The organism is Shewanella metallivivens (assembly GCF_028750675.1).
In the GTDB taxonomy this organism is placed as follows: domain Bacteria; phylum Pseudomonadota; class Gammaproteobacteria; order Enterobacterales; family Shewanellaceae; genus Shewanella; species Shewanella metallivivens.
On record NZ_JAQQPZ010000003.1, the window covers coordinates 354,294 to 379,855 of the forward strand.

At 42.5% G+C, this 25,562-nt stretch carries 28 protein-coding genes; 10 read left to right on the forward strand and 18 right to left on the reverse strand.

Features of this window, described 5'->3' with window-relative positions:
• Positions 1-21 precede the first annotated feature (21 nt).
• From nqrF to PQR79_RS06925, 14 genes are all read right to left on the reverse strand, one after another.
• The gene (gene nqrF / locus PQR79_RS06860; protein ID WP_238106883.1) at positions 22-1,269 is read right to left on the reverse strand and encodes an NADH:ubiquinone reductase (Na(+)-transporting) subunit F; all 1,248 of its coding nucleotides are present in this window, start codon (positions 1,267-1,269) and stop codon (positions 22-24) included.
• A 45-nt stretch (positions 1,270-1,314) separates the two neighbouring features.
• Positions 1,315-1,923, reverse strand: coding sequence for an NADH:ubiquinone reductase (Na(+)-transporting) subunit E (gene nqrE, locus PQR79_RS06865; protein ID WP_238106882.1), 609 nt, complete (start codon positions 1,921-1,923; stop codon positions 1,315-1,317).
• A gap of 5 nt (positions 1,924-1,928) precedes the next feature.
• A complete protein-coding gene (locus tag PQR79_RS06870) occupies positions 1,929-2,561 on the reverse strand; it encodes an NADH:ubiquinone reductase (Na(+)-transporting) subunit D (RefSeq protein ID WP_238106880.1) in 633 nt (210 codons plus the stop codon).
• On the reverse strand, positions 2,561-3,346 hold the full coding sequence (locus PQR79_RS06875) for a Na(+)-translocating NADH-quinone reductase subunit C (RefSeq protein WP_238106879.1): 786 nt from the start codon (positions 3,344-3,346) through the stop codon (positions 2,561-2,563). Before PQR79_RS06875 ends, PQR79_RS06870 begins: the two co-directional genes overlap by 1 nt.
• Positions 3,339-4,538 (reverse strand): NADH:ubiquinone reductase (Na(+)-transporting) subunit B, encoded by a 1,200-nt coding sequence (locus PQR79_RS06880; protein ID WP_238106877.1) that lies wholly within the window; start codon positions 4,536-4,538, stop codon positions 3,339-3,341. The genes PQR79_RS06875 and PQR79_RS06880 overlap by 8 nt, the downstream gene beginning before the upstream one ends.
• Entirely contained in the window at positions 4,538-5,872 is a 1,335-nt protein-coding gene (locus tag PQR79_RS06885; protein ID WP_238107207.1) for a Na(+)-translocating NADH-quinone reductase subunit A, read from the reverse strand. Before PQR79_RS06885 ends, PQR79_RS06880 begins: the two co-directional genes overlap by 1 nt.
• Before the next feature lie 411 nt (positions 5,873-6,283).
• Positions 6,284-8,356, reverse strand: coding sequence for a TonB-dependent receptor (locus tag PQR79_RS06890; protein WP_238106875.1), 2,073 nt, complete (start codon positions 8,354-8,356; stop codon positions 6,284-6,286).
• Between the two features lie 178 nt (positions 8,357-8,534).
• Positions 8,535-9,044: an S-ribosylhomocysteine lyase gene (gene luxS, locus PQR79_RS06895; RefSeq protein WP_188926516.1), complete on the reverse strand. Its 510-nt coding sequence runs from the start codon at positions 9,042-9,044 to the stop codon at positions 8,535-8,537.
• Between the two features lie 141 nt (positions 9,045-9,185).
• On the reverse strand, positions 9,186-10,277 hold the full coding sequence (locus PQR79_RS06900; RefSeq protein WP_274408424.1) for a TRAP transporter substrate-binding protein: 1,092 nt from the start codon (positions 10,275-10,277) through the stop codon (positions 9,186-9,188).
• Between the two features lie 255 nt (positions 10,278-10,532).
• Entirely contained in the window at positions 10,533-10,832 is a 300-nt protein-coding gene (locus PQR79_RS06905; protein ID WP_238106873.1) for a BolA family protein, read from the reverse strand.
• Between the two features lie 129 nt (positions 10,833-10,961).
• On the reverse strand, positions 10,962-12,377 hold the full coding sequence (locus PQR79_RS06910; protein WP_238106872.1) for a DASH family cryptochrome: 1,416 nt from the start codon (positions 12,375-12,377) through the stop codon (positions 10,962-10,964).
• A gap of 100 nt (positions 12,378-12,477) precedes the next feature.
• Positions 12,478-13,125 (reverse strand): alpha-ketoglutarate-dependent dioxygenase AlkB family protein, encoded by a 648-nt coding sequence (locus tag PQR79_RS06915; protein ID WP_438270807.1) that lies wholly within the window; start codon positions 13,123-13,125, stop codon positions 12,478-12,480.
• Between the two features lie 24 nt (positions 13,126-13,149).
• Positions 13,150-14,118, reverse strand: coding sequence for a magnesium transporter CorA family protein (locus PQR79_RS06920; RefSeq protein ID WP_238106870.1), 969 nt, complete (start codon positions 14,116-14,118; stop codon positions 13,150-13,152).
• Positions 14,119-14,156: 38 nt separating this feature from the next.
• Positions 14,157-14,483 (reverse strand): winged helix-turn-helix domain-containing protein, encoded by a 327-nt coding sequence (locus PQR79_RS06925; RefSeq protein WP_238106869.1) that lies wholly within the window; start codon positions 14,481-14,483, stop codon positions 14,157-14,159.
• Positions 14,484-14,676: 193 nt separating this feature from the next.
• Here PQR79_RS06925 and PQR79_RS06930 point away from each other — a divergent pair, with 193 nt between their 5' ends.
• Both PQR79_RS06930 and PQR79_RS06935 read left to right on the forward strand, forming a co-directional pair.
• Positions 14,677-15,408, forward strand: coding sequence for a PH domain-containing protein (locus PQR79_RS06930; RefSeq protein ID WP_238106868.1), 732 nt, complete (start codon positions 14,677-14,679; stop codon positions 15,406-15,408).
• Positions 15,401-17,011, forward strand: a complete 1,611-nt coding sequence (locus PQR79_RS06935) for a PH domain-containing protein (protein WP_238106867.1) — start codon at positions 15,401-15,403, stop codon at positions 17,009-17,011. Before PQR79_RS06930 ends, PQR79_RS06935 begins: the two co-directional genes overlap by 8 nt.
• 143 nt (positions 17,012-17,154) lie before the next feature.
• On the opposite strand, the gene PQR79_RS06940 is transcribed toward PQR79_RS06935, so the two are convergent.
• Positions 17,155-17,586, reverse strand: a complete 432-nt coding sequence (locus PQR79_RS06940) for a universal stress protein (RefSeq protein WP_238106866.1) — start codon at positions 17,584-17,586, stop codon at positions 17,155-17,157.
• A gap of 317 nt (positions 17,587-17,903) precedes the next feature.
• Here PQR79_RS06940 and PQR79_RS06945 point away from each other — a divergent pair, with 317 nt between their 5' ends.
• Together PQR79_RS06945 and PQR79_RS06950 are read left to right on the forward strand one after the other, a co-directional pair.
• Complete coding sequence (locus PQR79_RS06945; RefSeq protein WP_238106865.1) at positions 17,904-19,325, forward strand: coniferyl aldehyde dehydrogenase; 1,422 nt, start codon at positions 17,904-17,906, stop codon at positions 19,323-19,325.
• Positions 19,326-19,400: 75 nt separating this feature from the next.
• Positions 19,401-19,991: a TetR/AcrR family transcriptional regulator gene (locus tag PQR79_RS06950; RefSeq protein ID WP_238106864.1), complete on the forward strand. Its 591-nt coding sequence runs from the start codon at positions 19,401-19,403 to the stop codon at positions 19,989-19,991.
• A gap of 40 nt (positions 19,992-20,031) precedes the next feature.
• Here PQR79_RS06950 and PQR79_RS06955 read toward each other — a convergent pair whose 3' ends face one another.
• Positions 20,032-20,346: a DUF1289 domain-containing protein gene (locus tag PQR79_RS06955; RefSeq protein ID WP_238107205.1), complete on the reverse strand. Its 315-nt coding sequence runs from the start codon at positions 20,344-20,346 to the stop codon at positions 20,032-20,034.
• Positions 20,347-20,767: 421 nt separating this feature from the next.
• On the opposite strand from PQR79_RS06955, the gene PQR79_RS06960 reads away from it, so the two are divergent.
• The 3 genes from PQR79_RS06960 to PQR79_RS06970 all read left to right on the forward strand — a co-directional run bounded on the left by PQR79_RS06960 (position 20,768) and on the right by PQR79_RS06970 (position 22,914).
• On the forward strand, positions 20,768-21,343 hold the full coding sequence (locus tag PQR79_RS06960) for a DUF4136 domain-containing protein (RefSeq protein ID WP_238106863.1): 576 nt from the start codon (positions 20,768-20,770) through the stop codon (positions 21,341-21,343).
• Positions 21,344-21,464: 121 nt separating this feature from the next.
• Positions 21,465-22,112 (forward strand): DUF2913 family protein, encoded by a 648-nt coding sequence (locus PQR79_RS06965; protein ID WP_238106861.1) that lies wholly within the window; start codon positions 21,465-21,467, stop codon positions 22,110-22,112.
• Positions 22,113-22,164: 52 nt separating this feature from the next.
• The gene (locus PQR79_RS06970; RefSeq protein WP_238106860.1) at positions 22,165-22,914 is read left to right on the forward strand and encodes a type 2 periplasmic-binding domain-containing protein; all 750 of its coding nucleotides are present in this window, start codon (positions 22,165-22,167) and stop codon (positions 22,912-22,914) included.
• 18 nt (positions 22,915-22,932) lie between these two features.
• On the opposite strand, the gene PQR79_RS06975 is transcribed toward PQR79_RS06970, so the two are convergent.
• Entirely contained in the window at positions 22,933-23,505 is a 573-nt protein-coding gene (locus tag PQR79_RS06975) for a DsrE family protein (RefSeq protein WP_274408425.1), read from the reverse strand.
• Between the two features lie 133 nt (positions 23,506-23,638).
• On the opposite strand from PQR79_RS06975, the gene PQR79_RS06980 reads away from it, so the two are divergent.
• The 3 genes from PQR79_RS06980 (at position 23,639) to PQR79_RS06990 (ending at position 25,125) form a co-directional block, all read left to right on the forward strand.
• A complete protein-coding gene (locus PQR79_RS06980) occupies positions 23,639-24,130 on the forward strand; it encodes a GNAT family N-acetyltransferase (protein ID WP_238106858.1) in 492 nt (163 codons plus the stop codon).
• A 204-nt stretch (positions 24,131-24,334) separates the two neighbouring features.
• Complete coding sequence (locus tag PQR79_RS06985; protein WP_238106856.1) at positions 24,335-24,589, forward strand: DUF2960 domain-containing protein; 255 nt, start codon at positions 24,335-24,337, stop codon at positions 24,587-24,589.
• Between the two features lie 26 nt (positions 24,590-24,615).
• Positions 24,616-25,125 carry an RDD family protein gene (locus PQR79_RS06990; protein ID WP_238106855.1) on the forward strand — a complete coding sequence of 170 codons (510 nt, stop codon included), beginning with the start codon at positions 24,616-24,618 and terminating at the stop codon, positions 25,123-25,125.
• 61 nt (positions 25,126-25,186) lie between these two features.
• Here the strand turns inward: PQR79_RS06990 and PQR79_RS06995 are convergent.
• Positions 25,187-25,562, reverse strand: a 376-nt coding sequence (locus PQR79_RS06995) for an LptF/LptG family permease (RefSeq protein ID WP_274408426.1), incomplete at its 5' end; no start/stop codon positions are given.

Consider the following 25,562-nt stretch of genomic DNA (forward strand, 5'->3'; position numbering starts at 1 on the left):
TCAATGTAATGAGTTAACTCATTAGCCACCGAAATCATCGAGTAAGATGTTTTCGTCTTCAACGCCTAAGTCTTTTAACATACCAATTACGGCCGCGTTCATCATTGGAGGTCCACACATATAGAACTCACAATCTTCTGGCGCATCGTGGTCACGTAAGTAGTTTTCGTACAATACGTTATGGATAAAGCCAGTGTAACCCGTCCAATTATCTTCCGCTTGCGGATCAGATAACGCGACATGCCACTTAAAGTTATCATTTTCAGCAGCTAGGCCGTCAAAGTCTTCAACGTAGAACATTTCACGCTTAGAACGAGCACCGTACCAGAAGCTCATTTTACGCTTAGATTTAAGACGCTTTAATTGGTCAAAAATGTGTGAACGCATTGGTGCCATACCTGCACCACCACCAATAAAGACCATTTCAGCATCGGTATCTTTAGCGAAAAACTCACCAAATGGACCCGAAATTGTCACTTTATCGCCAGCTTTAAGGCTCCAAATGTACGAAGACATTTTACCACAAGGTAGGGTTAAATTACGTGGCGGTGGCGTAGCAATACGCACGTTCAACATAATAATCCCAAACTCTTCTGGGTAGTTAGCCATTGAGTATGCACGAATGGTTTCTTCGTCTACTTTAGACTCTAACTTAAAGAAACCAAAGTGTTCCCAATCACCACGGTATTTTTCAGGTACGTCAAACTCAGCATATTTAACATGGTGAGCTGGCGCTTCAATCTGAATATAACCACCGGCGCGGAAAGGTACAGATTCGCCATCAGGGATTTGCAGCTTAAGTTCTTTAATGAACGTTGCTTTGTTATCGTTTGAGATAACTTCACATTCCCATTTTTTAATGCCGAAGATTTCTTCGTCAAGTTCGATTTCCATATCAGATTTAACGTTAACCTGACATGATAAACGACAACCCTGACGAGCTTCACCTTTGCTTATGTGATCAAGTTCAGTCGGTAGAATATCGCCACCACCTGATTTGATGTTTACGCGACACTGGCCACAAGAACCACCGCCACCACACGCACTTGATACGAAAATACCGTTGTCTGCTAATACGCCAAGTAACTTGCCGCCTGCACCTGTTTTAATTGCTTTATCTGTGTCGCCGTTGATACCAATAGTGATATCACCGCTTGCTACTAGTTTTGATTTAGCGAATAAGATCACTAATACCAACACTAATACAATCACAGTAAACATACTCACACCTAGATATACATCTATTGGAGTAGATTCAAGAATACCCATTCACTTATCCTTAAAGGTTCAAATTAATGCGTCGTCTCAGTGCTCTTAAAGAGAAACACCAGAGAATGACATGAAACCTAGAGCCATAAGACCAGCCGTCACAAAGGTAATACCTAAGCCACGTAAGCCATTTGGCACGTCAGAATATTTCATCTTTTCGCGAATACCGGCTAGCAATACAATTGCTAATGCCCAACCAATACCAGAGCCGATACCAAATACCACGCTCTCGCCTAAGTTGTAATCACGTTCTACCATGAAAGATACTGCACCAAAAATTGCACAGTTCACGGTAATCAAAGGTAAGAAAATACCTAACGCGTTGTACAAAGGTGGGAAATATTTGTCTAACGCCATTTCCAAAATTTGCACAAGTGCTGCAATCACACCGATAAAGGTGATGAACTTCAAGAAGCTCAAATCAGCATCTGGTACGCCAGCCCAAGCTAAAGCACCAGGTGCAAGAATACCTTGATAAATAATTTGGTTTGCAGGAACCGAAATAGCCAGTACCACAATCACTGCAACACCTAGGCCCATCGCAGTAGTCACTTTCTTAGACACAGCTAAGAAAGTACACATACCTAAGAAGAACGCTAGCGCCATGTTTTCAATGAAAACTGAGCGAATTAATAAACTAATATAATGTTCCATTGCGTTTACCCTTTTGCTTCTACTTGCTCTGGCTTATAAGTACGGATCATCCAGATCAAACCACCGATCAAGAAGAACGCACTAGGTGGAAGCAGTAATAAACCGTTAGGCTGATACCAACCACCGTCAGAGATTTTGCTGAGGATTTCTACGCCGAATAATGAACCATTACCAAATAGTTCACGCACAAAACCAACTGATAACAAGATTGCACCGTAACCTAAACCGTTACCGATACCATCCATAAAACTCATCATTGGTGGAGTTTTCATAGCGTAAGCTTCTGCACGACCCATTACGATACAGTTAGTAATAATCAAACCAACGAATACCGATAACTGTTTCGCAATCCCGTATGCATAAGCTTGTAACACTTGGTCAACCACGATTACCAATGAGGCAATAATGGTCATCTGTACAATGATACGCACGCTGCTAGGAATGTGATTACGAATAAGCGAAATAAACAGGTTAGAAAACGCTGTTACCGCAGTTAACGCAATGGTCATTACTAATGCTGTTTCCATTTTGCTGGTTACAGCAAGCGCACTACACACACCCAAAATTTGCAGTGCAATTGGGTTGTTATTAATAATCGGTCCGGTCAGAACCTGTTTAAGTTCTTTAGCGTCAGCCATTAGCTTAACCCTCCGTTGCGTGCTTTAGCGATAAAGCTTGCAAAGCCTTCTTTACCTAACCAAAACTGCAATGAGTGTTGAACACCGTTACTGGTTAAGGTTGCACCTGAAAGTGCATCTACACCGTGAACCGTGCTAGCCACTGCAGGATTTTTAGTTACGCTGATAGCTAAGTCGCCTTGAGCATCAAATAACTGTTTGCCTGTCCATAATGCTTTCCATTTTGGATTTTCTACTTCACCACCTAAACCCGGTGTTTCAGCTTGGTCATAATACACTAAGCCTTGAATCGTGTTTAAGTCAGCTTCTAGAGCCAAAAATGCATACATGGTTGACCACAAACCGTAACCGTGAACCGGTAAAATAACACTGGTTAACTTGCCAGCGTCATCACGTACCAAGTACACAACAGCTTTGTCAGCTACGCGCTTGATTGAAGCGATGTCGTTTTCAGGAATAGACGAAGTTGTCACATCACGCGATGCTTTACGTTGGTCGTAAACATTCGCATCACCTTCAACAAACTCACCTGTTGCTAAATCAACTAAACGCGCTTCAACATACTTGTTATATGTGCTAAGAATATCTTGCTTAGTGACGTTACCTTCTTTGGTGTTAATCAGGCTTGCCGCTTCAAGAATATACTTTTGCTTATCTAACAGCTTGTTCTCTTGCTGGGTCGGTTTTAACAACACCGCCGCTGTCGAAACCAGTACAGAACAAATAAGACATAAGCCGACAACAACAAATAGCGTTCTACCGAACGAATCTTTATTACTAGCCACGAGCAATCCTCCGCTTGATATTTGCCTGTACAACGAAATGGTCAAATAAAGGAGCAAAAAGGTTAGCAAACAAAATAGCTAACATCATACCTTCAGGGAACGCAGGGTTAATCACACGGATAAACACTACCATCGCACCGATTAAGAAACCGTAAGCCCATTTAGCCGTATTAGTAAACGACGCAGAAACCGGATCGGTTGCCATAAACATCATACCGAATGCAAAACCACCTAACACTAGGTGCCAATGCCAAGGCATTGCAAACATGGCGTTAGTGTCACTGCCGATAACGTTGAGCAGTGTTGCAATTGCAACCATCCCTAACATCACGCCGCCCACAATGCGCCATGACGCGATGCGAGTGTAGATGATGACCAATCCACCAAGCAAAATAGCAAAGGTTGATACTTCACCTACAGAACCAGGAATAAAGCCCATAAAGGCATCTAACCAGTTTGCATTAGAGGTATAATCAAATGTGCCTTGTGCTGCTTGGCTTAATGCTGTCGCACCAGAATAGCCATCTGCAACCACCCATGAGGTATCGCCAGACATGCTTAATGGGTAAGCAAAGAACAGGAATGCACGGCCCGCTAAGGCTGGGTTTAAGAAGTTACGCCCTGTACCGCCAAATATTTCTTTTGCAACCACCACACCAAAGGTAATACCTAATGCCACCATCCATAATGGGATCGTAGCGGGTAAGGTTAACGCAAACAGTACCGAGGTGACGAAGAAACCTTCGTTAACTTCATGACCACGCACAGAGGCAAACAGCACTTCCCAGAAACCACCAACCACAAAGGTAACAGCGTATATCGGTAGGAAGAAACAAGCACCATAAAACATCAAGGATGCAACGCCTGAGTCTGCAGTCAGTTGTGCGCCTAATAACTCAAATAAACCAACTTGCCAAACGTCAGGGGTACCGAAACCGGCAGCCAAAGCAATTTGTGCTTGTAAGCCTACGTTGTACATACCAAAAAACATGGCAGGGAATGTACATGCCCAAACCGTAATCATCATACGTTTTAGGTCAAGGTTATCGCGAACATGGGTTGCACCATGGTTCACTTTACCTGGAGTGTAAAATACCGTGGCTGCCGCTTCATAAAGGGCATACCACTTTTCGTACTTACCGCCTTTTTCAAATTGCGGTTCAATACGCTCGATAAAATCTTTCAAGCTCATTAGCCTTCCCTCTCGATCGTATCTAGACAGTCACGTAAATATGAAGCGTAGTCATACTTACCAGGACATACGAACGTACACAATGCCAAATCTTCTTCGTCCAACTCTAATGCGCCTAAACGAGCTGCACCATCAAAGTCCCCAGAGACAAGGTCTCGAAGTAGCATGGTAGGTAGAATGTCTAAAGGCATCACGCGTTCGTAGTTACCAATCGGTACCATGGCACGATCAGAACCGCCTGTACTCGTGGTCATGTTAAACAAACGTGATGGGCTTAGGTGACCTAAAAATGCACGAGTAATAGAGAATTTGTCGGCACCAGGCATAGCCCAACCAAACAATTCTTTCTCAGTGCCTTCTTCAAGTACACTCACCTGTTGGTGATAGCGACCTAAATAGCCATGAGGTCCTACTGCTGTGCGACCATTTAGTACCGAGCCAGACACAACACGAACACTTTCACCTACTGTTTCATCAGCAGTAAGCTCAGTCATGTTTGCACCTAAAACGGTACGCACTAAACGAGGCTGTTTGGCTTTAGGGCCGCCAATGGCCACTACACGCTCAGTGTTTAGTACACCTTGAGTAAATAGTTGACCCATTGCAATCACGTCTTGATAACCAACATGCCACACACTACGAGTAGCAGAAGCAGGAAGAACGTGATGAATGTGAGTACCCACTAAACCTGCAGGGTGTTTACCCGCAAACTCTTCAACGTGAGCATTGGCTGCAGGGATATCAGCACCTGGCGCTTTACATAGGTAAACTTTACCTTCAGTTAATCGTGCTAATACCTTAAGGCCATTAACAAAATCGTCTTTATGTTCAGCGATGACTACCACAGGATCGGCAGCAAGAGGTTGAGTATCTATTGCAGTAACAAAAATACCTGCTGCAGTAGCATCTACGGCGGGCACTTTACTGAAAGGGCGAGTACGTAAGGCTGTCCATAAACCTGATTCAATCAGGTTGTCACGAACGGCTTGTACATCTAACGTGTCTAATTTGTCTGCATCATATTGAGCAAAAGCAACGCTATCGTCACCTTCTACAGCAATAACAACAGATTGAAGTACACGTCTTGCACCTCGGTTGATTTCTAAAATAGTACCACTGGCTAAAGCCGTATATTTAACGCCTAAATTCTTTTTGTCTTCAAAAAGAACCTGGCCTTTTTGTACTTTATCGCCCACTTTGATCTTCATCGTTGGACGTAAGCCAATATACTCTTCACCCAAAGTAGCTACGTGTCCAATGGCTGGGCCATTATGGATAACTTGCTCTGGTCCGCCTGCTATAGGCAGTTCCAATCCTTTCTTAATTGTAATCATATCCACAAGCACTACGTTTGAAGGAAAGACAATGCGCCACGTTCCGCTACAAAAACAAAGTATTAACAAATACTTGCCATTTGAGCTAGCGCAGATTTAACACGGAAATGCGATCGAAATCACGCTGGTCGCGCGCATTTTACCGTAAATATGAGACTATCGCCACGAAAATAATAGGTGATTTCAAACCAATACCCTCGCGAATCGGCAACATTTAACTCAAATTTAATAAATAACAGCACAATACAAAAAGATAATGGCTATTTTTTGATTTGAAATACTATAGCATTAATTTTTATAGAAATAATTTATATCATTTCGCATCAAGCAAACACACAGCAGCCCAAGTAAAAGATTACTTGGGCTGCTGGTATGGGCTCTCAAATTGAACAAAACTCAATCAGTTTAATTTTAAAAACGAGCTTGATAACCTAAATATGCGGTCATTTCTGATTGGGCTTGAAGACCTGCTAACGTCCGACTTGCCACTAAGGTTTCGTCAAATAAGTTTTCAACTCGTAAGTACACTTCATGCTGCTGAGTAATACTATAAGTGGCCGCTAAATTGACTTTCCATTGGCTGTCGATTGGCTCAATGGCTGCCAGATTACCTTCATATTCTAACTCCGATTGAAACAGCGCCTGCGCCATCACAGAAACATCACCGACTACCACACCTGAACTGAAAGAAAACTGCTGCTTAGGTACCCAGGGTAATTGGCTGTCGCCGTCAAAGCAGCCATTGTTATTTGAACAATATCCAATATCTGTTTCAGCTTGGGTGTATTGATATTTTGCTTTAAATGGAATTGAAAAACGGTCAAACGTCAGGCTGTACTCTGCCGATAAGTCGATGCCTGTGACTGTCACATCCTCGATATTTTCCTGCAATGCAATTTGCTCATAATCGCAAATCATGCCAAACATACAACCAATATGTTGATTATCGTAATCATGCAAATAAGCGGTCATTGCCAGCGCGAGTGTATCTTGCTGATACGCTACTGCTAATTGATATTGTAGTGCTTCTTGCGCACGCTGTTCTAAATTACCCGCAGAAGCTGCAGTCCAAGCTTGTTTAGCTTGAACAGCTGCAGACCATGCACCCGTAGTGTAAGCCACTTCAATTGAAGGCATCCAACCATCGTCAGAAAAGTCAGCTTCAGTCAGGTTATACTCATCACTGACATCACGAGACACACTGACATGCTCATAACCTAGGCCAATGTTTATCGACCAATCACCATAATTTAACTTTGCATCCACTGCAGATGAAAATGCCGAAGCATCATCGGTATATACCGCAAAAGCCTCTTTATCACTCACTGAGGTTAATGATAAATCTTGATTCCATAGCCAATCTTGGCCACCTAATTCCATTTCGGCTTTGTCGGTATGATAACGAGCGCTATAAGTCACTTCATGTTGACCATACATATTCACGCCTTTGGTTTGCACACCAAAACCCGCAAAGTCGTTATCTTGAGATAAGGCACCTAAATCCATTCCATCAATAGTTGGATTAATTTCAAATGCTGCAATATTACTTAACAGTGTTGAATTGATTGTGTCACCGTCAACATACAACATGTCGACAACTTTTTGAGAATAGGTTTGGTAATAAAAGTCGGTAGCCACTGTTGAGGTTTTCGACAAATAAAGCTTATGTGCTAACACATAACGATTGCGCTCTGTTTCTTCTTTATCAATGTTGGCAGCAGAATACAGTTTACCAGGGTCTTGATCAAAATCAGCGTTAGTTAAACCAAGCGTGCCGATATCGGTATCTTTACTCGAGTATTGATAGCTAAATTCTGTGGTTTGTTTGTTTCTTGCGCCGGGTAAGCTGTCGGCGGTAATTTTAAACATAAGATCAGCTTGCGTCGCATCGGCATCACGATCAACTTGATAACCTACCTCATCTGTTGCTGATTGATAATCAAGCGCCAGTAGCATGCCATACTCTTTTGTGGTCCCGCTTACGATCCCACCGACATTGAAGTCGCTGTTATCGTTCATTTCGGCATTAAACTCACCAGCGTTCTTTTTAGGGCTAATCGCAGCTGATTGATATTCAAGCTTACCAAATGATGCTTCCGAGCCATCGACAATACTGGTCATACTCGACAAAGTGACACTCTGCTGATGCAGCATATTAGGTTGAATCACTAAATTTTGCCCAGAATAAGGCGCCGGAGAAAAGAAAATACCATCTTGCATAACGGCTACACCATCAGACACACCGCGATGCATTAATTCAACGTCTTCACTTGTTGCCGTCGGAAGCACTGTTGCGCCTGTTAGTCCAACCGCGATATCACTCTGACGATAATGAAATGCTGTTTGTGTAGATTGTTTTAACTCGAGGTGGTTATTTGTCTTATCAATTGATTCTGTCACCGTTTCGGCGACTGCATCAGCAGACTGACAAGCAAAAAGGACTGCAACTGCAATCAATGACAGGCTAAATGGATGGTTAGACATGGTTATCTCCGTATATTTGTCTGGTCAAGCCAACATAAACATCATATTTGTTATTATGCCGATACAATAACGGTTTCAGTGACATAAAAACAGCATACCGATAACGTTTCCCCCATAAAATGCAATTTTATTAACAAAAAAAGCGGCCGAAGCCGCTTTTTTACTGCGAGGTAAATGTTTATAGATTACCTAAAATCTCATCACTCAACTTTAAGTCATCATTTAGATTAACGCTAACACCTGCCGCGATAATCATTCGAGCAATATCTTGTGCTTCAGTCAGTGAATGCATCTCATAAGTGCCACATTGGTACTCATTAAGTTCTGGAATGTCTTTTTGCTCAACGACATTGGTCACATCCCCCATTGCAGCAAGCCATGCATCAGCGACTGCACTTTCAGTTGGCTGACCAATTAAACTCATATAAAAACCGGTACGACATCCCATTGGCGAAATATCGATAATTTCAACTCCGTCACCATTTAAATGATCACGCATAAAGCCGGCAAATAAATGTTCCAGAGTGTGAATACCACGCTCACTTAAAATGTCTTTATTGGGTGCGCAAAAACGTAAGTCAAACACGGTAATGGCGTCGCCACTGGGCGTACTCATGTGTTTTGCAACGCGCACAGCTGGTGCATTCATACGAGTATGATCTACGGTAAAACTGTCTAATAAAGGCATTGCTTTCTCCCAGAAATAAAATGATGTTGACAATATACGCTCTAATAACCAAATAGTATCACTTATCTGCCGTCGTCACAGCTTGAGTTTTTATCGTTTTATTCATCTTATGGTCTGTTGGTTATTCATGGCTGTTTGAGATTAGTTAAGTGCGTCTTCGGTATACTGAAAATAACGTTTAACCGCTTTCTCATTGGCTAAATAAGCATCCAACACTTTTTTAAACACAGGATCTTTTGCAGCCTCTTCCTGTAAGACTTCATCCCTAGCCAGTTTTAATGCCGCTATAACTTCAGGTGGAAACGCTTTTACGACCACATTATGTTCAGTTATTAATGTGTCCAACGCGGCAATATGACCCTGGGTATAATCATCGAGCATATCTTGGTTTATCGCTCTAGCAGCGACTTTGACAATCGTTTGTAAATCGGCTGGCAACGCTGAAAATGCTTGCTGATTAACCAAAAACTCCATCGAAGAACCAGGCTCATGCCATCCAGGATAATAATAATACTTGGCAACGTGATGCAGCCCGAGTGGTAAATCGTTAAATGGGCCAACCCATTCAGCCGCATCAATTGCCCCCGTTTGCAATGCACTGTAAAGCTCTCGTCCAGCTAACTCATCAACGGGGATCCCACCTAATTTCTTTAACACTTTGCTGCCAATACCAGGCAAACGCATTTTAAGGCCTTTCAAATCTGCAGGAGAGGTAATGGGTTTATTAAACCACCCCCCCATTTGCATACCTGTATTTCCCCCAGCTAACGGCAAAATACCAAAAGGCTGATAAACCTCCTGCCATAACTCAATTCCGCCGCCATAGTGCAGCCAGGCATTCATTTGCTGGGCATTTAAACCAAAAGGAATTGATGAGAAAAACTGCGATGCTGGTGCTTTTCCTTTCCAATAATGTGCAGCACTGTGACCCATTTGCACCGTGCCTTTGCTTACACCATCAAAAACCGACAAGGCTGGCATTAGCTCACCAGCACCATAAACATGAATAACTAAGCGGCCATCAGACATTTGCTCAACCAGTTGTGCAAAGCGCTCTGGAGCCATGCCTAATCCAGCAAGATTTTTAGGCCAAGATGTCGCTAAACGCCATTCAATTGCAGCATAAGACGCCTTAGCCGCTTGAGTTTTCGTCACCGTTTCAGCGGGAGGTTGTTGACAACTAGCCAACAACAACAAAACCAATAACCCGCAGTACAGTCTCAACTTCCCCATGATGAAATCCTTACGTTCTTTCATTGATAACTGTCTAAGATTGACCACTGATTTAAACAGTAATCACATTGGCATTACCTTAACATAACAATAACAACTAACAACGATTGCGACCTCATTTACAAATAAAAAAGCCTCACAAACTAGTGAGGCTTTACCGTATAAAATATTGATTATATTATTTTTTACAATGTATTTGTCGCAGCCATACTGATAAACAAACTATTGTTAAGCAATCGTGCCGCAACAATCGCGCTACCCTTTACAGTTAGGTGTTTTAGGGACTTCATCCAAAGCTTGCCATTCTGCTTCAGTGTAAACATTAATGGATAATGCATGCACACCATTTGCTAACTCATCAGCTAAGGCTTGATTAACTAAACGATGACGAGCCAATAAACGCTGCTCGCTAAATATATCGCTGACAATAACGACTTTAAAATGGGTTTCTGAATTAGGTGGCACATGATGACGATTACTTTCATTAATCACTTCAAGGTGCAATGGCGTAAAGGCTTGATTCAATTTATCTGTAATGATTTGTTCGACAGACATAGTGATACTCTTATTAATCCATATCAATGAAACCGCAGGGTACTGGTTTGCCGAATAAAGGTCAAACAAGCAAACTAAAACTTATTACTGGTGCACAAATTTACCACAACTGAATTCCAGCCCACATGTTCACGTTATTGGCCAATCGGCCATATCGACATCATCAAGTTCATCATGCTCACAACCACTCAGCGGCAGGTTTTCTTTCCCAAGCCAAGCGCTGATAAACTTGCCTTGAGGGTCGTAAGTTTGCTGTTGCTTGGCTAGATTGAACCGTCTAGAACCTCTAGGGTCTGCACCGACACCCGCCAGGTATTGCCAATTGCCCCAATTAATTGCAACGTCATAATCAATGAGTTGCTGCTGAAAATAAGCAGCACCATAGCGCCAATCACACTGCAATTCGTGGATCAAACAACTGGCCACAATTTGTCTGCCACGATTAGACATGTAGCCTGTTTGGTTTAACTGTGACATTAATGCATTCACTAGCGGGTAAGGAGTGGTTGCCGTTTTCCACGCCTGAAATCGTTGGGCATAAAAACTGGTTAATGGTTTTTTGCCACTGATCCCCGAAAACCAAAATAGTTTATTGTTAAATTTGTGGCTATACCAATGGAAGTATTCACGCCAAAGTAACTCATACTCAATCCATTGCGTCGACTCATTTGCACCATGTTGCGATTCAAATTGACGTAATGCCGACACCACTTGTCGGGCAGATAAACACCCATTAGCCAACCAAGGGGAAAACTTGGTTGAGTGTTCCCAGCCAGCTAATTCGTTTCTCACGATTTTGTAACTGTGGGCCAAATTGGAAGCAAAATAGCTGTCTAACTGCAATTTACCCTGGGTTTCGCCGCCACAAAATACATTACTCAACTGATGAGTTTGTGGAAACCAATCAGGATAGGTAATCCATTGCTGTATTAATTTATCTTGCGAGTGAAGAACAACCATAGGTGGCAACCAAGCGACTTGTTCTGTCGCTACATCAAAATGGCTGTTGTTAACTTGTTTTCGAAACTGGCTAAAACTAGGCGGCAACGCGTCTAACTCAAATGGCAGTTGCGGTAAATTAAACAAGGTTTGGGTCGTGAAAGTCGAAAACGCAATGCTGGTATCACATTGTTGTTGAATCGCTTGCCAAGCGGCTCGCTCATCTGCGCCGCTGTGATTGCTCCGATAGACTCGAGTAATATCATGGGTGCTAATTAAATGAGGCAAACAAAGCTGCGCCTGAGCATACACAATATGTAATTGCTGACCATATTGATTAAGTGCTTCATCTAAAGCTTGTAGCGACTCAAGTAAAAATTTCAGCCTATGCAGCCCCAATGGCCTTGCCTGATATTGAGCCGCACTAAACCAGTGAGGCTCAATGCAATACACAATCATCAGTTGTTGAGCATGCTGGGCGATGTCGGAAAATATGGCATTATCTGATAGACGCAAGTCATCGCCAAGCCAATAAAGCGCCCTCACATTTTTTGTCGAGCTGATGGTCTTACTTGTAGGTAAAGGTTGAGCGTTTGCGTTGCTCATATTTAGCACCATTTATGCGTGTTTAATGCTTAACTGATACGTATACAAACCATTACAAGGTTCAATAACAGGCTAATTTTTGTCGTTAACTTGACTGAGATTAGCGATAGTAGTGAGGGATAACATGCCTAAAAGTAAAGTTAATTCTTGGCTCTGTCACTTTAAGCCGTTTAGGTAAAGCATGTTGCCAATCTTGCTGCATGCCTGGGTGCATAATCAACAAATCACCTGACTCAAGTGTAAAATTAACTTTGGTTTGCGTTGTTTTATGGCGAACAACAAAGTCCCTACAGGCACCGAGAGTGACAGATGCAATAGCAGAGCCCTTAACTATTTCGGGTTCATCGTCACTATGCCACCCCATGCAGTCGTGACCATTTGCGTAGCGATTCACTAACACTGAGTTGCTTTGGATTTGGTGTTCCGTGAACAACTTTTGTCGTAAACGACTTAACACCTTAGGCCAAGGCAAGGCACTTATGTGTAATTTAGAATAGTGATAGTCACAACCAAGATCGCCAAACCACGCTTGAGTGCGTGGAATAGGATGCCGCTTGCCATAGACTTCAATGGACACTCTTTCTAAGGGATAGTGATCAACTTCGTTAAGTAACAATTGTTGCTGCTTCGCTGACAAAAAGCCTTTAATCCAGGTCACCGGCGGCGTTAATGGATGATGAACTTCTGTATTACGCTCTAACTGGGGGTGTGGTGCCTCAAAATCAAAACCCTGTTGCAAACCAGACACTTTACCTCCTACTTCATTAAACAGTTAAAACCAGCGCTTTATTTTAGCCCACCACAACCCCAAAAGCACAATCAACGCCATAAGCAGCAACACGGCAAAATAACCATAAGACCATTTTAACTCTGGCATATTGTCAAAGTTCATCCCATAAATCCCCGCGATAACCGTTAAAGGTAAAAATATGGCCGTCACCAAGGTTAACGTCATCATTACCCGGTTGGTTTTATGTGCGCTTACAGAGATAAAGCCATTAATCAAACTGCTCACCAAGCCCTGATACAAGCTCGCTCGACTCGATAAACGCTCAAACTGATTATACAAATAGCTTAACTGTTGAAAATCAAACCCAATGTGTTTAGTGCTGTCATTACCTAACAATTGTTGTAGGAGTTCTTCATGATAACTAAATGAACGTTTCGCCTTTTGTAGTTTACTGCTGTATGCCATTAGTTCAGCAAGTAAATCATCACTTGATGCATCAAAAATCTCATCTTCTATATCATTTAAGCGCTCTTCTAATGCCAACATTACAGCCAAATAATCCGCCACGATTTGACGCATAATAGCAAAGCACACCCCGCTCATTTCAGGAGTATCTAGACTGTGCTTAGCCATAACTTGCTCAGTAATTTTGGCAACACTAATTGAAGGGTTTAGATGCTGGGTAATCAAAAATTGACGATTAACGTGCATCAACAAATGGCTTCTATCAAGTAATAAATAGACCTCTCGCGCCATTAACTCATGTGTCAATAAGTATGCATGGTTAGGATAAACTTCAATTTGAGGTGGGTGGCGTTCACGGTGTGCTTCTTCGAAATCAAGATTATCAATACCAAATTGCGGGTACGCCTTAAAAAAATCTTGGTTATTGGGGCCGCTGATATCAATCCAAATGCGCTGCTGTTCTGGTTTATATTGCGCCATAAGACGCTCATCGCCATGCGACAATAGTTGACCTTGGTTATCAAACAATAAGATATGAATGGTCATAATTAACTCATGCTAAGACAACTGGGTGGCCGCTCAAACTAGCTGGCTAACGTTTGTGCTTCGACGTCTTCAATTACAGCTTTAATTTGTTCAAAATGACTGTTAACCCAAGCGCTGCTGATGGGCCCCCAGGTCGAAATTCGATAATACCCTTCGTTATGTCTCTGGCCTTGCTGAATAAAATCCACTTTAACACCAATGTCAGCAAAGGCCGCAATAGCATCTTGCAGCGTTCTCCTTGGCATACCTGTTAATTTTTGTAGGCTTAATAGATTATGTTGCTCTTCATCGAGCAGATGTGCCAGATATAGCTTTCGCAAAAATGCTTTTTGCGATTTATTAATAACGTTAGGCTGAGAAAACATCGATATAACGCCCTATAAATAATACGACTTTATTTGAAATTACTGCATGTGTTGCCTTGTATGCAAGTAATATCAACAGCTAAGCAATAATCAAATTATGGTTTGAGACAAACATTTACAACCTGTTAGTCGCAAATTGCCCCAAAAACATGGCAGTATGATATCGAGAAGGTAACAAAGGGATAACATAATAATGAAAATAGACTCGCCACAAAAAAGCCAGCCTATAGTCGCGCCAGCCTCAGAGTTAAAAAATGAGTCAGCGGCAGAATTAACCCCTTACCAACATGGCCATATACTCAGGCCGGCACAATATATTCCATTATCCAGGTTAGCGCTCCAAGGCGTAGATGCTAACTACCCCAAATTACTGTTAATTATCAGCATCACTATCACGGTGTTAATCACCCTAGTCATTACCATTTTTGGCCTAATAAACCCCGATATCCCAACAAGTGTGACCCTATCCATATTGCCCGGTTATGCATTGTTAGCCGTCATTATCATTAAACTTATCCATACAAAAGCTAAACGGATTGCCTATGGTGTATTTGAACATGAGCTGGTGTTACGCGAAGGGTTATTTTGGGTATCAACAACAGCCTTGCCATACACCCGCTTACAGCACGTTAATTTATCCCAAGGGCCAGCAGAGCGAAAATTTAACTTGGTGTCGTTAAAATGTTTTAGTGCTGGCAGTGGCGTGGCAGAAATCGATTTGCCCGGACTCAATGCTGAACTGGCTGAACATTTGCGTCAGCACCTGTTAGCTAAAGCCGCTGCGAGCCACCAGCCTATGGCTGAACAACACAATATTGACAACGATAGCCCGCTAGAAAATGACACTCAACATACGGCTGATGTTGAGCATCAACTCACCACGTCTAAAGCTAAAACGTCCAACGAGGACACGCCTCATGGATGAGTTACCAAAAACACCTCAATCCATAAGACAACCAGGTGCTATAGAGGCGAATACCTCTCAGCAGCACACCTGTGACGATCTCGCCAGTCAGCTAAAAGAATGGCAAGCATTATCGCCTTGGTCGATTATTACCTACGTATTTGGTGCGCTAAAAGGGATCCTCAGTAATGGTTTTGCCATCATTCCAATTGTTTACACCGGTTGGAAACAAGGATTTGACGGGCAATGGTTAGTGTTGATGATAAGTGTGATAGTGCTGCTTGTTTGCCTGTCGGCGGTGATTGAGTGGCATAAATTTCGCTTTCGCTTATTGGGGGAACAACTCGATGTAAAGCGGGGATTATTTTTTACCAAAAAAGATGAAATCCCACTCAGCAGAATTCAAAACATACGTTATGAGCAACCTTTTTATTTTAAACCGCTAGCCCTTGGGACATTGGTGATAGAAACTGCCGGGTCAAAAAAAGATGAAGCCAAGCTTGCGGCGTTAAATACCGAACAGGCACAGACACTCAAGCGCTTATTACTCAATTTAACGCACCTTGAACAGTCCGCATCTCAAACCTCTAGTGAACCGCAACCTGATGATCAATCACAAAGCTCTAGCCCTGTGGTGCGTAAATCTCTGAGTGAGCTATTACTTTTTGGCTTTTATCAAAATAACTTTATTTGGTTTGCGGTGATCGCTGGCCCCATCATTGGGCAAATAGATATGGAAAAGGTGTTTGACTCAGCAATAGCCAGGCAATTTTGGTTGTGGGTTGAGAGCCAAACCCATCAAAACATCGGCTTGCAAAGCCTGTTTTTCATTCTTGGTTTGCTGTTTTTGTACGGGCTATTTTCGCTTATTTCGATTATCTCTGCTGTGTTAAAATATTATCCATATAAGCTCGACAGGCACACAGACACCCTTCAACGCAGTGGTGGAGTCATTTCACACCAACAAGATGCATTAGCCATTAAGCGTATACAGCTTATCCATGCACAGCAACCGCTAATCGCTCGACTCTTTAAGCGTTGGACCTTGTATTTTAAGCAAGTCAAAGGACAAGAGGTTGAGCAAAAAACCAAACAACATATGCTTATCCCAAGTGTTAAACTAGGCGAAATAGTATCGATTTTAACGGCGATGCCCAATCTCAGTGGCGGCGCAAGCGCTTTACCACGAAAATATACGCCAATTCACATTAATTGGTTTACACGACGGATCATGCTACCACTTGCTGTCGCGGTTTTATTATCGGTCATTGGCGGGTTTGATGGCCGAAGTTTAAGCTTTTTTGAAACCACCTGGTTAACCACCACTGCCGTCGTTGGAGTCATTTATATACGTTACAAACATTGGGGATATGTACTTGAAGACAAGGTGATTTGGCTGCACTCAGGCTTCCTTGGCAGGCAATGGAAACGCGTTGCTTTTGATAAAGTGCAACACGTCAAAATAACCCAAACCAAGGGGCAACAACGGGCAAATTTAGCCTATGTTGAAGTCGGCCTTGCCAGCGGCAGCTTAGTGTTTCCTTACATCCCGATTGACATTGCCAATCAAATCATTTCCCGGTCGCTGCATGCGGTTAGCCGTAATAGCCAAAACTGGATTTAACGTCATACCGCTTAGACAAAGACAAATGTTCTAGCCAATACCAACCAGGCGCTTTTCTAATCCAGATTTCAAAATGCTACTGGTCACCCATCACGGGTGACTGGTCAGCATTTTTAACTTAGTCAGGCTCAAGCTTTTATAGGTTATTTAACCACTAACACTGGGCATTTGGCTTTATTAGCCACTTCTTCCGCCACATTGTCATGCAAAAAGTGTGAGAGGCCGGTGCGGCCGTGGCTGGCGATAACCACCATACCGATGTCTTCGCCATTAGCTTCAGCTAAAATTTCGGTCACCGCATCACCACGGCGTATCACAGTTTCTATTTTTAAATCGGTTTTTAACTGAGCTAATAACTCATGCATCTGTTTTGCTGCTGCATCTTCCATCGATTTTGCGAGTTCTTCTGGTGTAATCGCAAGCACCATGTAGTTTTCGTCACCTAGAGGTTGATCAACCACATTCAGAATACGAATACCTACATTGTAGAGATTTGCCATTTCAATGGCATATCGTAGGGCATGTGACGCCGTGTCTGAAAAATCGGTAGGCCATAAAATATTACGTGTACGCATTTTGCTACCCTCCTTAAACGTGAACAACGCAAGAGTCAGTTAACCAACTTAAATTGACACAACCAACAGACTGTATTCACGCAATTAATAACCCTTCTTACCCTTCAAGTGTAGTCATTAATTTGATTTTTTTAGTGATCAAAATCAAATCCATGTCGAAAACTTGCTCTAGCTCAAAAAAACACCTAACATTAGACCGACTAATCAGTCGGTACGTATCGAACCGCTATGGTTAAGCACATTAGCCACTGCCAATTCAAAGATATTTAACCAACAAGCACAATTAACCGACACAGACTATCAGCCGGAGAACATTAATGAACATGGCAGTTGATCAGACAGTAAACTCACTCACGCAATTACTTGACACGCAACGTAGCCGTTATTTGTCACAACCGGCACCGAGTTATCAATCTCGCGTTAACAAATTAACCCAACTTAAACTCGCATTACTCGATAACCAACAAGCGATAATAGATGCACTCAATCAAGATTATGGTCACCGCTCTTCAAATGACACCGTGATCTCAGATATCATGCCTTGCGTTAACAATATTAATTACACTATTAAGCATCTGAAATCGTGGATGAAACCCAGCCGTCGTCATGCAGGCATGTTGTTATCGCCCTCAAAAGTGTCGGTACAATATCAACCTTTAGGTGTGATTGGCATTATCGTGCCATGGAATTTCCCGATCATGTTATCCATCGGCCCATTAGTTACCGCTATTGCCGCGGGTAATGGTGCCATGCTCAAAATGTCTGAGTTTACCCCTGCAACGAATGCCGTGTTACGCCAATTACTCGCCACGGTTTTTGATGCTTCTGAGGTAGCCATTGTTGAAGGTGAAGCGGAAGTCGCGGCAGAATTTTCATCTCTGCCTTTTGATCATATTTTATTTACCGGGTCTACCGTCGTAGGGCGCCATGTTATGCGAGCGGCAGCCGAAAACCTTACCCCTGTAACGTTAGAATTAGGCGGTAAATCGCCAGCAATTATCGCGCCAGATATGTCGATAGACACAGCTGTTGAGCGACTCATTTTTGGCAAATGCTTAAATGCCGGACAAATCTGTGTAGCCCCCGATTATGTGCTCTGCCCTGCCGACAAAGTCGATGCGTTTATTGCAGCTTATCGGGCGCGTTTTAACAAAATGTATCCTGACTTTGTCAATAATCAAGATTACGGCAATGTCATTAATGACCGTCAGTATCAGCGTTTGTTGAACGTGCTTGAAGATGCTAAAGCAAAGGGCGCAAAGGTCATATCTGCAACGGATGACCCGATTTCGACCGATAGCAGAAAACTAGCCACTCAATTAATCACCGAAACAACAGACGACATGTTGCTAATGCAAGATGAGATTTTTGGGCCATTATTACCCATTATTAGCTATAAAAATGTGTCAGAAGCCATTGGTTATGTAAACCGTGGGCACCGGCCACTGGCGTTATATATAATGAGTTTTGATGATACAACCCAACAACATATCTTGCAGCAAACCCATTCGGGTGGTGTATGTATTAATGACACCGTGTTTCATGTGGCCGCAGACGACGCGCCATTTGGCGGTATCGGGCCTTCTGGAATGGGGCATTACCATGGTAAAGAGGGCTTCTTAACCTTTAGTCACGCTAAAACTGTACTGAACAGTGGTAAAATCAATACTGGCATCTTTGTGCACCCACCTTATGGCGGCGTCATTCAGCGACTATTAATGAAATTCTTCTTGCGTTAACAACACAGCAGCCCAACCTACCCTAAATCTTTGTTGGGCTGTTTATCGTTTTCAACCATAGGCACTTTTAACTTAATGAGCAGTAAAACACCTACCACCACAGATAAGAAACAAGCCATATTAGACTCGGCATTACAACTGTTTGTCAGTAAAGGCTTTAGTGCAACATCAACAGCATCAATCGCCAAAGCTGCGGGAGTGGCAACTGGGACATTATTTCATCATTTTCCGACAAAAAACGACATAATGAACCAATTGTTTCTTTATATAAAGCAAGAGTTTGCTAATAATATGGTGAGTAATACTCAATTATCAGGTGATATTGAAAAAGACGCCAATAATCTATGGCAGAAAGCCATTGACTGGGCCATTGCACAACCTCTTAAGCAATTGTTCTTTTTACAATATTCAATGTCGGCCGATATTGATATTGCGGTAAGAAAACAAGCGATGATGAGCATTTTAGGTTTTGTCGTTGAATTGATTGAGCAAGGTAAACAACAAGGCATTATTGCCAACTTCCCCAACGAATTATTGCTCGAAAACTGCCATGGACAATATTTAGCAGCCATCAGATACTTTACTGACAACCCACAACTCGGTAACGACCCAAAGCACCGTAGTGCCAGCTTCAAATTGTTTTGGCACGCCATGAAAGCTCAGTAATCCACCGACAGAAGCCACTAGAGGTTTAACGAACTCAACTTTAATCATCTAAACTGAAGCCGGCTAAATCAATATCATCAGTTGAGTCATTACTGTCTTCAAAATTTAATTGTCCTGTATGAGCAGTTTGTTGGTTAAGCATTTCTTGCTGCTTGGCTTTGTGTATTGCATATTGGCGTCGACGCTTACGTTGTAAACATAATCGAATAACATCTTGTTTTTGTAACTCACTGTAACTCATCCAATTAAAACGCTCATCACGGCTTCTTAAGCAACCAACACAATAACCACGGCTGTCAGACTGACACACGCCGATACAAGGGCTGGGTACGGCAAAAAAGCTTAATTGTTCCATCATTAATGAGATTAACTCCAGTACATAAATTACAGACTATTGATTACACCAATCCGCATTAGAATGTGCTCTTTTAGCGAAAGCTATCAGTGCGGTATTCGAGGCAGCCTTTTGAGGGCATAGTGCACTACGTTAAGAAAGGCTAACAAAGAATACCACGCTGATAAATTCGCCCTTCGGGGTTGCGTCACACCCCCCGTTACGGCTTCAAATGACGTTGATGTAGATGACTACACCTGCAGTCATTTTCATTGTACTGGGTCTAGTGACGTAACCTAAAATAGATCATATTCTAATAAGGATTGGTATTAATGCGATATAGTCAAATAAGCCTAATAATCTACAGGCAAACAATCGTCGTATATTAAGGTTATACTAATTGAGTTAATTTTGTACATTATTACACGTTTTAGGAGGTCTTATGACAACATCAAAGCGTTCCAAATTAAGGGGAAACTGTCCAACCTGGCGTAGCCTAGCATTAATGATATGTAGCTTATTTATTTTCACCGCCTGCGCGACAAAGCCTAAACAAGATTATGATGTTAATTACGATTTCTCTGCTCTTAAAACGTTTAGCCAACTCAGTGTTGAGCAAACTAATGACCCGCTAACGGCCGACAGAATTAACGCTGACATCAAACAAAGTTTGTTAAACCAAGGGTTTGTTTATCAACAAGAGGGGGGTGATTTTTTAGTTAACTATGCATTTGTCACCCAAGACAAAGAAAAAGACTCTAGTCTTTCTATCGGCTTAGGCTCTGGCACTTGGGGCTCTAAAGGCGGTATCGGTCTTGGCACCAGCATCGGGATCCCACTGGGGAGCAACACCGCCAAAACCCAAACGATCCAAATCGATATTGTTGATTCAGCAGATAAGCGCTTAATTTGGCGTGGTAATGGCCAATATCACTTTGACCAAGGCGGCGAAGATAAAGCGAAAGGTATTAATGAAACCGTCGCGGCCATCTTGGCACAATTTCCGCCACAAAAATAATAGTCACAGGCCGTTGTTAACATCACACGCAACAACGGCCATCGCTTAGCAAAAAAATCTATTTAGCAATGAGCGCTTGCACGGTAAACTAGCCAACATCCTACTTTATCGATTTGTAAACATGACCACCGAAACTTACAACCAAGCCATACTGGCATTAGCACTTGCCGGCATTGATGCTATTAATACCTCTGCATCTCAACACAAAGCCCAACGAACGCCTGCGCAAGAAAGCCATTTTTTATGTAATTGGATGGTTGAATCGTTAAAAACAAAGCGCTTTTCCAAATTGGTTGCCGATGACTTAACAGCGTGGATCCGTCAAGCTCGTAGTCAAGGTGCTGGGGCGCAACTAAAACGTCTACTCACCTGCATTGCAGACCAATATCAGCAAGCCAATAACAGCCCAACCGCCACCGGCCGCGGGCTAAAAAACTTATTAACAGAACTCGCGGCTCAGCAATGGGTAATCATCACAGATACCGATATTGACGCTAAACTGAAATTAGACAGTGATGGACAATCAAGCTTAATTATCTCTGCTAAAGAATTTAATCAACACATTATCGACGACAACATCGTTAAGCCGATTGCAATGTACATTCGCGGTGATGAAAACCAAGTGGCGCGTTTAGCACTCACTCAAGGTATTTTATTGAGCCAAGGCAATAAGAAAACCACACTGATTAAACACCACAAAACCTACACCTTACGACCTAACAACCTGCACCCAAGTTTATGTTTACTGTGCCTTGACCAATATAAGTAATTAAAGGCACCAAGCTACGTTTTAGGGCACAATTGTCATGTGAGGAGGTACCATGAAAAGAAGTATTATTACAATAAGTTGTTTAGTGCTATTTTTTATCTCTGGATTTGCTTTTGCAGATACTGCGCTCAAATATAACGTTAATGGTTCGAGTACCTGGGTGCCTTACTACATTCCAGACTCACCTGAAAGTCCTGGTATTCTAGGTGAGTTAGTTCCCCTTTTACTTGCCAAAGCGAATATTAACAATGAAAAGCATAATTTCCCGCCCAGAAGAACCAATTACGCATTGGACAACGGTTTACTCGACTTTGACTTTGTCAGCCCAAGTTGGTTTCCTAATAACGATTTAGGCGAGTTGTTTGTGCAGTCGTCTGCCATTATCGCCATTGAAGAGTACATCATTACCTTAGCGTCTAATGCTAAAGATTGGCAACATAATGACAACCTAAAAGGCCAAGAAATTGGCACCGTTGGCGGTTATTTGTATCACAATGACTCGGAGTTCACTCGGGTAGATTTCACCTCAGAAAAAGATCTCATAAAAGCACTTTATAAAGATCGAGTAAAAGCAGCAATTTCCGGAGACTTACCCGCGTTATACTGGGCTAAAAAGCTTAACTGTCCTGTCACACTTGCCGCACTGCACTCAAAAGGTCACCTAGTCATGCGGCTTCGAAAAGAACACGTAGCATTACTACCTAGTATCAATGCGGCGATCGCTGAATTACAGTCAAACGGTACGATTGACCGTATTATTGATAAATATACCCAGCAAGCGATATTTGAGCACACCAAATAATACTCATAACATAAACCCTTAAAACGGGTTCACGCTATAACCTTCATGAGCTAACACCGCATGGGCAGTTAATGCAGACAATGCCATTTCAACACCGGGTAATAAGTCATCAGGCGTAATGCCATAATAAGCCGCCGTTTGGCCGCACACATAAAACTGAACACCCACCTTGATCAACTGTGCAATTAAGTCTCTGTTAGCATTATCTTTTCCAGCATTTAGCATCTGATAATAACGATCTTGAGTCATGTCGCTCGCCGCTTGCCCATGTACCACCATCGCCAGTGAAATATCTTCCAATTTAACGCCTGCAGCAACATGCATATTGATAAAACGAGCTAGGGTATCAATATGACGATTCAACTCACCGGGTTTAGCGACAGCACCTAAATCAAAAGCGACCTTAAACTTCATTCCAGCAGGGATAGCCAAGCGACTCTTAACGCTAGCCACTTTACCGTACTCAGTGATCACTGTGCCTGGCTTAAATTCTTCCATACCCGCTTCAGCCATAAAAGGAGCGCAGGTGCTTGCACTGAACATGGCACAATATAGCGCTCGTTTAGCAAATTGAGATAAGCTTTGTTGCATATTTTATCCTTATGATTATTTTTATTCGGCCGGTCATTGGCGCATCCAAGCTCACTTTATCACAGATTAACGCATAGATTTTATGCTGATTATGGGTATAATCGCGCCTAAAATACGCAACAGTTTAAATGATATGTCTATTCGCCCAATTACTGCTTCTGACTGGCCAGCAATAATGGCTATTCAAGCACAATGTTATAGTGAATTAACCCCTGAGTCTCTTGCGGTTATGCAAAGTAAATGGCAAGCCTCACCAACGACATGTTTGGTCATCGAACAAGCTAAACACATTGTTGCTTATGCATTAGTTCATCCTTGGGCACAGGGAGACGCACCGTCTTTAGACACTGAAATAGCCTACAAAGAAAGCAATAGCTGGCATTTGCATGACATGGCAATTTCACCAGCGGCTCAAGGTATGGGGCTGGGTAAGCAGTTACTCAAATACGTCATTAGCCAAGCAACTCAATTAACCAAACACGGCATTGGTTTAGTGGCCGTTCAGGGAGCAAAAGACTATTGGCAACAACACGGCTTTTTACCCGCAGCCCCCTCAATTACATTAAAAACCGCGTTAAACACTTATCCTGCTGATGCGTGTTATTTGTATTTAACGCTCAATTAGGAGTGTGAGCGCAATAAAGTGGCTATTTATGCCAGCTGATTGGGTTCTAGTTGGTTATCCATCAACGAACGTGGGACAATTAACCACACTATAAAGCGCACCGTAGCGTTGGGTCCTCATACTCGAAAACCTAACTGTTTGCCGATATTGGTTGAGGGCCGTTTTTATTTTGAATGTAAACGACATTAATTTCAGGAGTTCGCCATGGCGCGCCAAGTAATTTATACCTTTAAAGGTCAAACCAAAACCATCGCCTTTAGCTATGACATCCACCACGACCTTTATGAAGCAGCTGCTGAGGCTGAAGGGATAGATTTAACAAAGTTTCTCGCAATGGAACAGCAAATCGCTTTAACCTCTAAAAAAGGGGCTAAAGCAGAAAAAGAGTTTCGTAAAAGTGAGTTTGCACGCTTTGGTTTTAGCAGTATTAAATTTGTTCGCGAAGATGATGAAATTTAATCTCAACTAAGTCTTAAGGAATATCGATGTTAAATTCAGAACATGCCAACTTTCCTCGGGCGAGCTTTGTTCGTCGAGCTGGCGCCATCATTTACGACTCATTACTGGCCGTAGCGGTATACATGTTTGCTGGTGCAATTGGTTTTGGGGTGTTTTTTGCTTTACAAAGCACCGGAATGATTGCAATGAACGGCTTTGAGCATACCTCAGACTTACTTAATAACACGCCGCTTTACCATGGGCTGTATCAATTATGGTTGGCATTGTGTGTTTGCAGCTTTTACGCCATATTTTGGAGTCGTGGCGGTCAAACTTTAGGTATGCGAGCATGGCGTTTAAAGGTACAGCATCCTAATGGTCAAAATCTCAGTTTTATTACCGCTTGTGCCCGCGTGGTATGGTCTTTGTTAGGTATTGGTAACTTATGGATTTTAATCAATGCCGATAAACTGGCTCTACAAGATATGATGACCCGCTCTGAAGTCGTGGTGTTGTCGGTTGAGGCCAATCAAATGCGTAATTGGCACGGCGCTTAATCTATACCAACAAAAATGGCAACTCATGTTGCCATTTTTGTCTCTTCGCAAATGCGAACGTTTATTTTCGAATGTAATGTATGGCTAAGGCCGTAAATAACACACTCGGCGCAACGGCCCCTACAAAAGCAGGTAGCTCATACACAAGACTCATAGGACCAAATATCTGGTTACTGATATAAAAGCTAAATCCTGCAACGACACCTAACAATACCCGAGCGCCCATCGTGACGGTTCGCAGCGGACCAAAAACAAATGACAATGCCACCAGCATCATTACAGCCACGGTAATTGGCTGCATTATTTTACGCCACAACGCTAACTCATAACGGCTAGGGTCTTGCTGATTAGTTTCTAAATAATCAAGGTAATCAACCAAGCCTCTAATCGATAACGATTCAGGCTTTACCGACACCACACTGAGCTTATCTGGGGTT

Bases quoted from the DNA above. Each gene is read 5' to 3' on its own strand.
- nqrF (WP_238106883.1), bottom strand. From the start codon at position 1,269: ATGGGTATTCTTGAATCTACTCCAATAGATGTATATCTAGGTGTGAGT.
- nqrE (WP_238106882.1), bottom strand. From the start codon at position 1,923: ATGGAACATTATATTAGTTTATTAATTCGCTCAGTTTTCATTGAAAAC.
- PQR79_RS06870 (WP_238106880.1), bottom strand. From the start codon at position 2,561: ATGGCTGACGCTAAAGAACTTAAACAGGTTCTGACCGGACCGATTATT.
- PQR79_RS06880 (WP_238106877.1), bottom strand. From the start codon at position 4,538: ATGAGCTTGAAAGATTTTATCGAGCGTATTGAACCGCAATTTGAAAAA.
- PQR79_RS06885 (WP_238107207.1), bottom strand. From the start codon at position 5,872: ATGATTACAATTAAGAAAGGATTGGAACTGCCTATAGCAGGCGGACCA.
- PQR79_RS06890 (WP_238106875.1), bottom strand. From the start codon at position 8,356: ATGTCTAACCATCCATTTAGCCTGTCATTGATTGCAGTTGCAGTCCTT.
- luxS (WP_188926516.1), bottom strand. From the start codon at position 9,044: ATGCCTTTATTAGACAGTTTTACCGTAGATCATACTCGTATGAATGCA.
- PQR79_RS06900 (WP_274408424.1), bottom strand. From the start codon at position 10,277: ATGGGGAAGTTGAGACTGTACTGCGGGTTATTGGTTTTGTTGTTGTTG.
- PQR79_RS06905 (WP_238106873.1), bottom strand. From the start codon at position 10,832: ATGTCTGTCGAACAAATCATTACAGATAAATTGAATCAAGCCTTTACG.
- PQR79_RS06910 (WP_238106872.1), bottom strand. From the start codon at position 12,377: ATGAGCAACGCAAACGCTCAACCTTTACCTACAAGTAAGACCATCAGC.
- PQR79_RS06920 (WP_238106870.1), bottom strand. From the start codon at position 14,118: ATGACCATTCATATCTTATTGTTTGATAACCAAGGTCAACTATTGTCG.
- PQR79_RS06925 (WP_238106869.1), bottom strand. From the start codon at position 14,483: ATGTTTTCTCAGCCTAACGTTATTAATAAATCGCAAAAAGCATTTTTG.
- PQR79_RS06930 (WP_238106868.1), top strand. From the start codon at position 14,677: ATGAAAATAGACTCGCCACAAAAAAGCCAGCCTATAGTCGCGCCAGCC.
- PQR79_RS06935 (WP_238106867.1), top strand. From the start codon at position 15,401: ATGGATGAGTTACCAAAAACACCTCAATCCATAAGACAACCAGGTGCT.
- PQR79_RS06940 (WP_238106866.1), bottom strand. From the start codon at position 17,586: ATGCGTACACGTAATATTTTATGGCCTACCGATTTTTCAGACACGGCG.
- PQR79_RS06945 (WP_238106865.1), top strand. From the start codon at position 17,904: ATGAACATGGCAGTTGATCAGACAGTAAACTCACTCACGCAATTACTT.
- PQR79_RS06950 (WP_238106864.1), top strand. From the start codon at position 19,401: ATGAGCAGTAAAACACCTACCACCACAGATAAGAAACAAGCCATATTA.
- PQR79_RS06955 (WP_238107205.1), bottom strand. From the start codon at position 20,346: ATGGAACAATTAAGCTTTTTTGCCGTACCCAGCCCTTGTATCGGCGTG.
- PQR79_RS06960 (WP_238106863.1), top strand. From the start codon at position 20,768: ATGACAACATCAAAGCGTTCCAAATTAAGGGGAAACTGTCCAACCTGG.
- PQR79_RS06965 (WP_238106861.1), top strand. From the start codon at position 21,465: ATGACCACCGAAACTTACAACCAAGCCATACTGGCATTAGCACTTGCC.
- PQR79_RS06970 (WP_238106860.1), top strand. From the start codon at position 22,165: ATGAAAAGAAGTATTATTACAATAAGTTGTTTAGTGCTATTTTTTATC.
- PQR79_RS06975 (WP_274408425.1), bottom strand. From the start codon at position 23,505: ATGCAACAAAGCTTATCTCAATTTGCTAAACGAGCGCTATATTGTGCC.
- PQR79_RS06980 (WP_238106858.1), top strand. From the start codon at position 23,639: ATGTCTATTCGCCCAATTACTGCTTCTGACTGGCCAGCAATAATGGCT.
- PQR79_RS06985 (WP_238106856.1), top strand. From the start codon at position 24,335: ATGGCGCGCCAAGTAATTTATACCTTTAAAGGTCAAACCAAAACCATC.
- PQR79_RS06990 (WP_238106855.1), top strand. From the start codon at position 24,616: ATGTTAAATTCAGAACATGCCAACTTTCCTCGGGCGAGCTTTGTTCGT.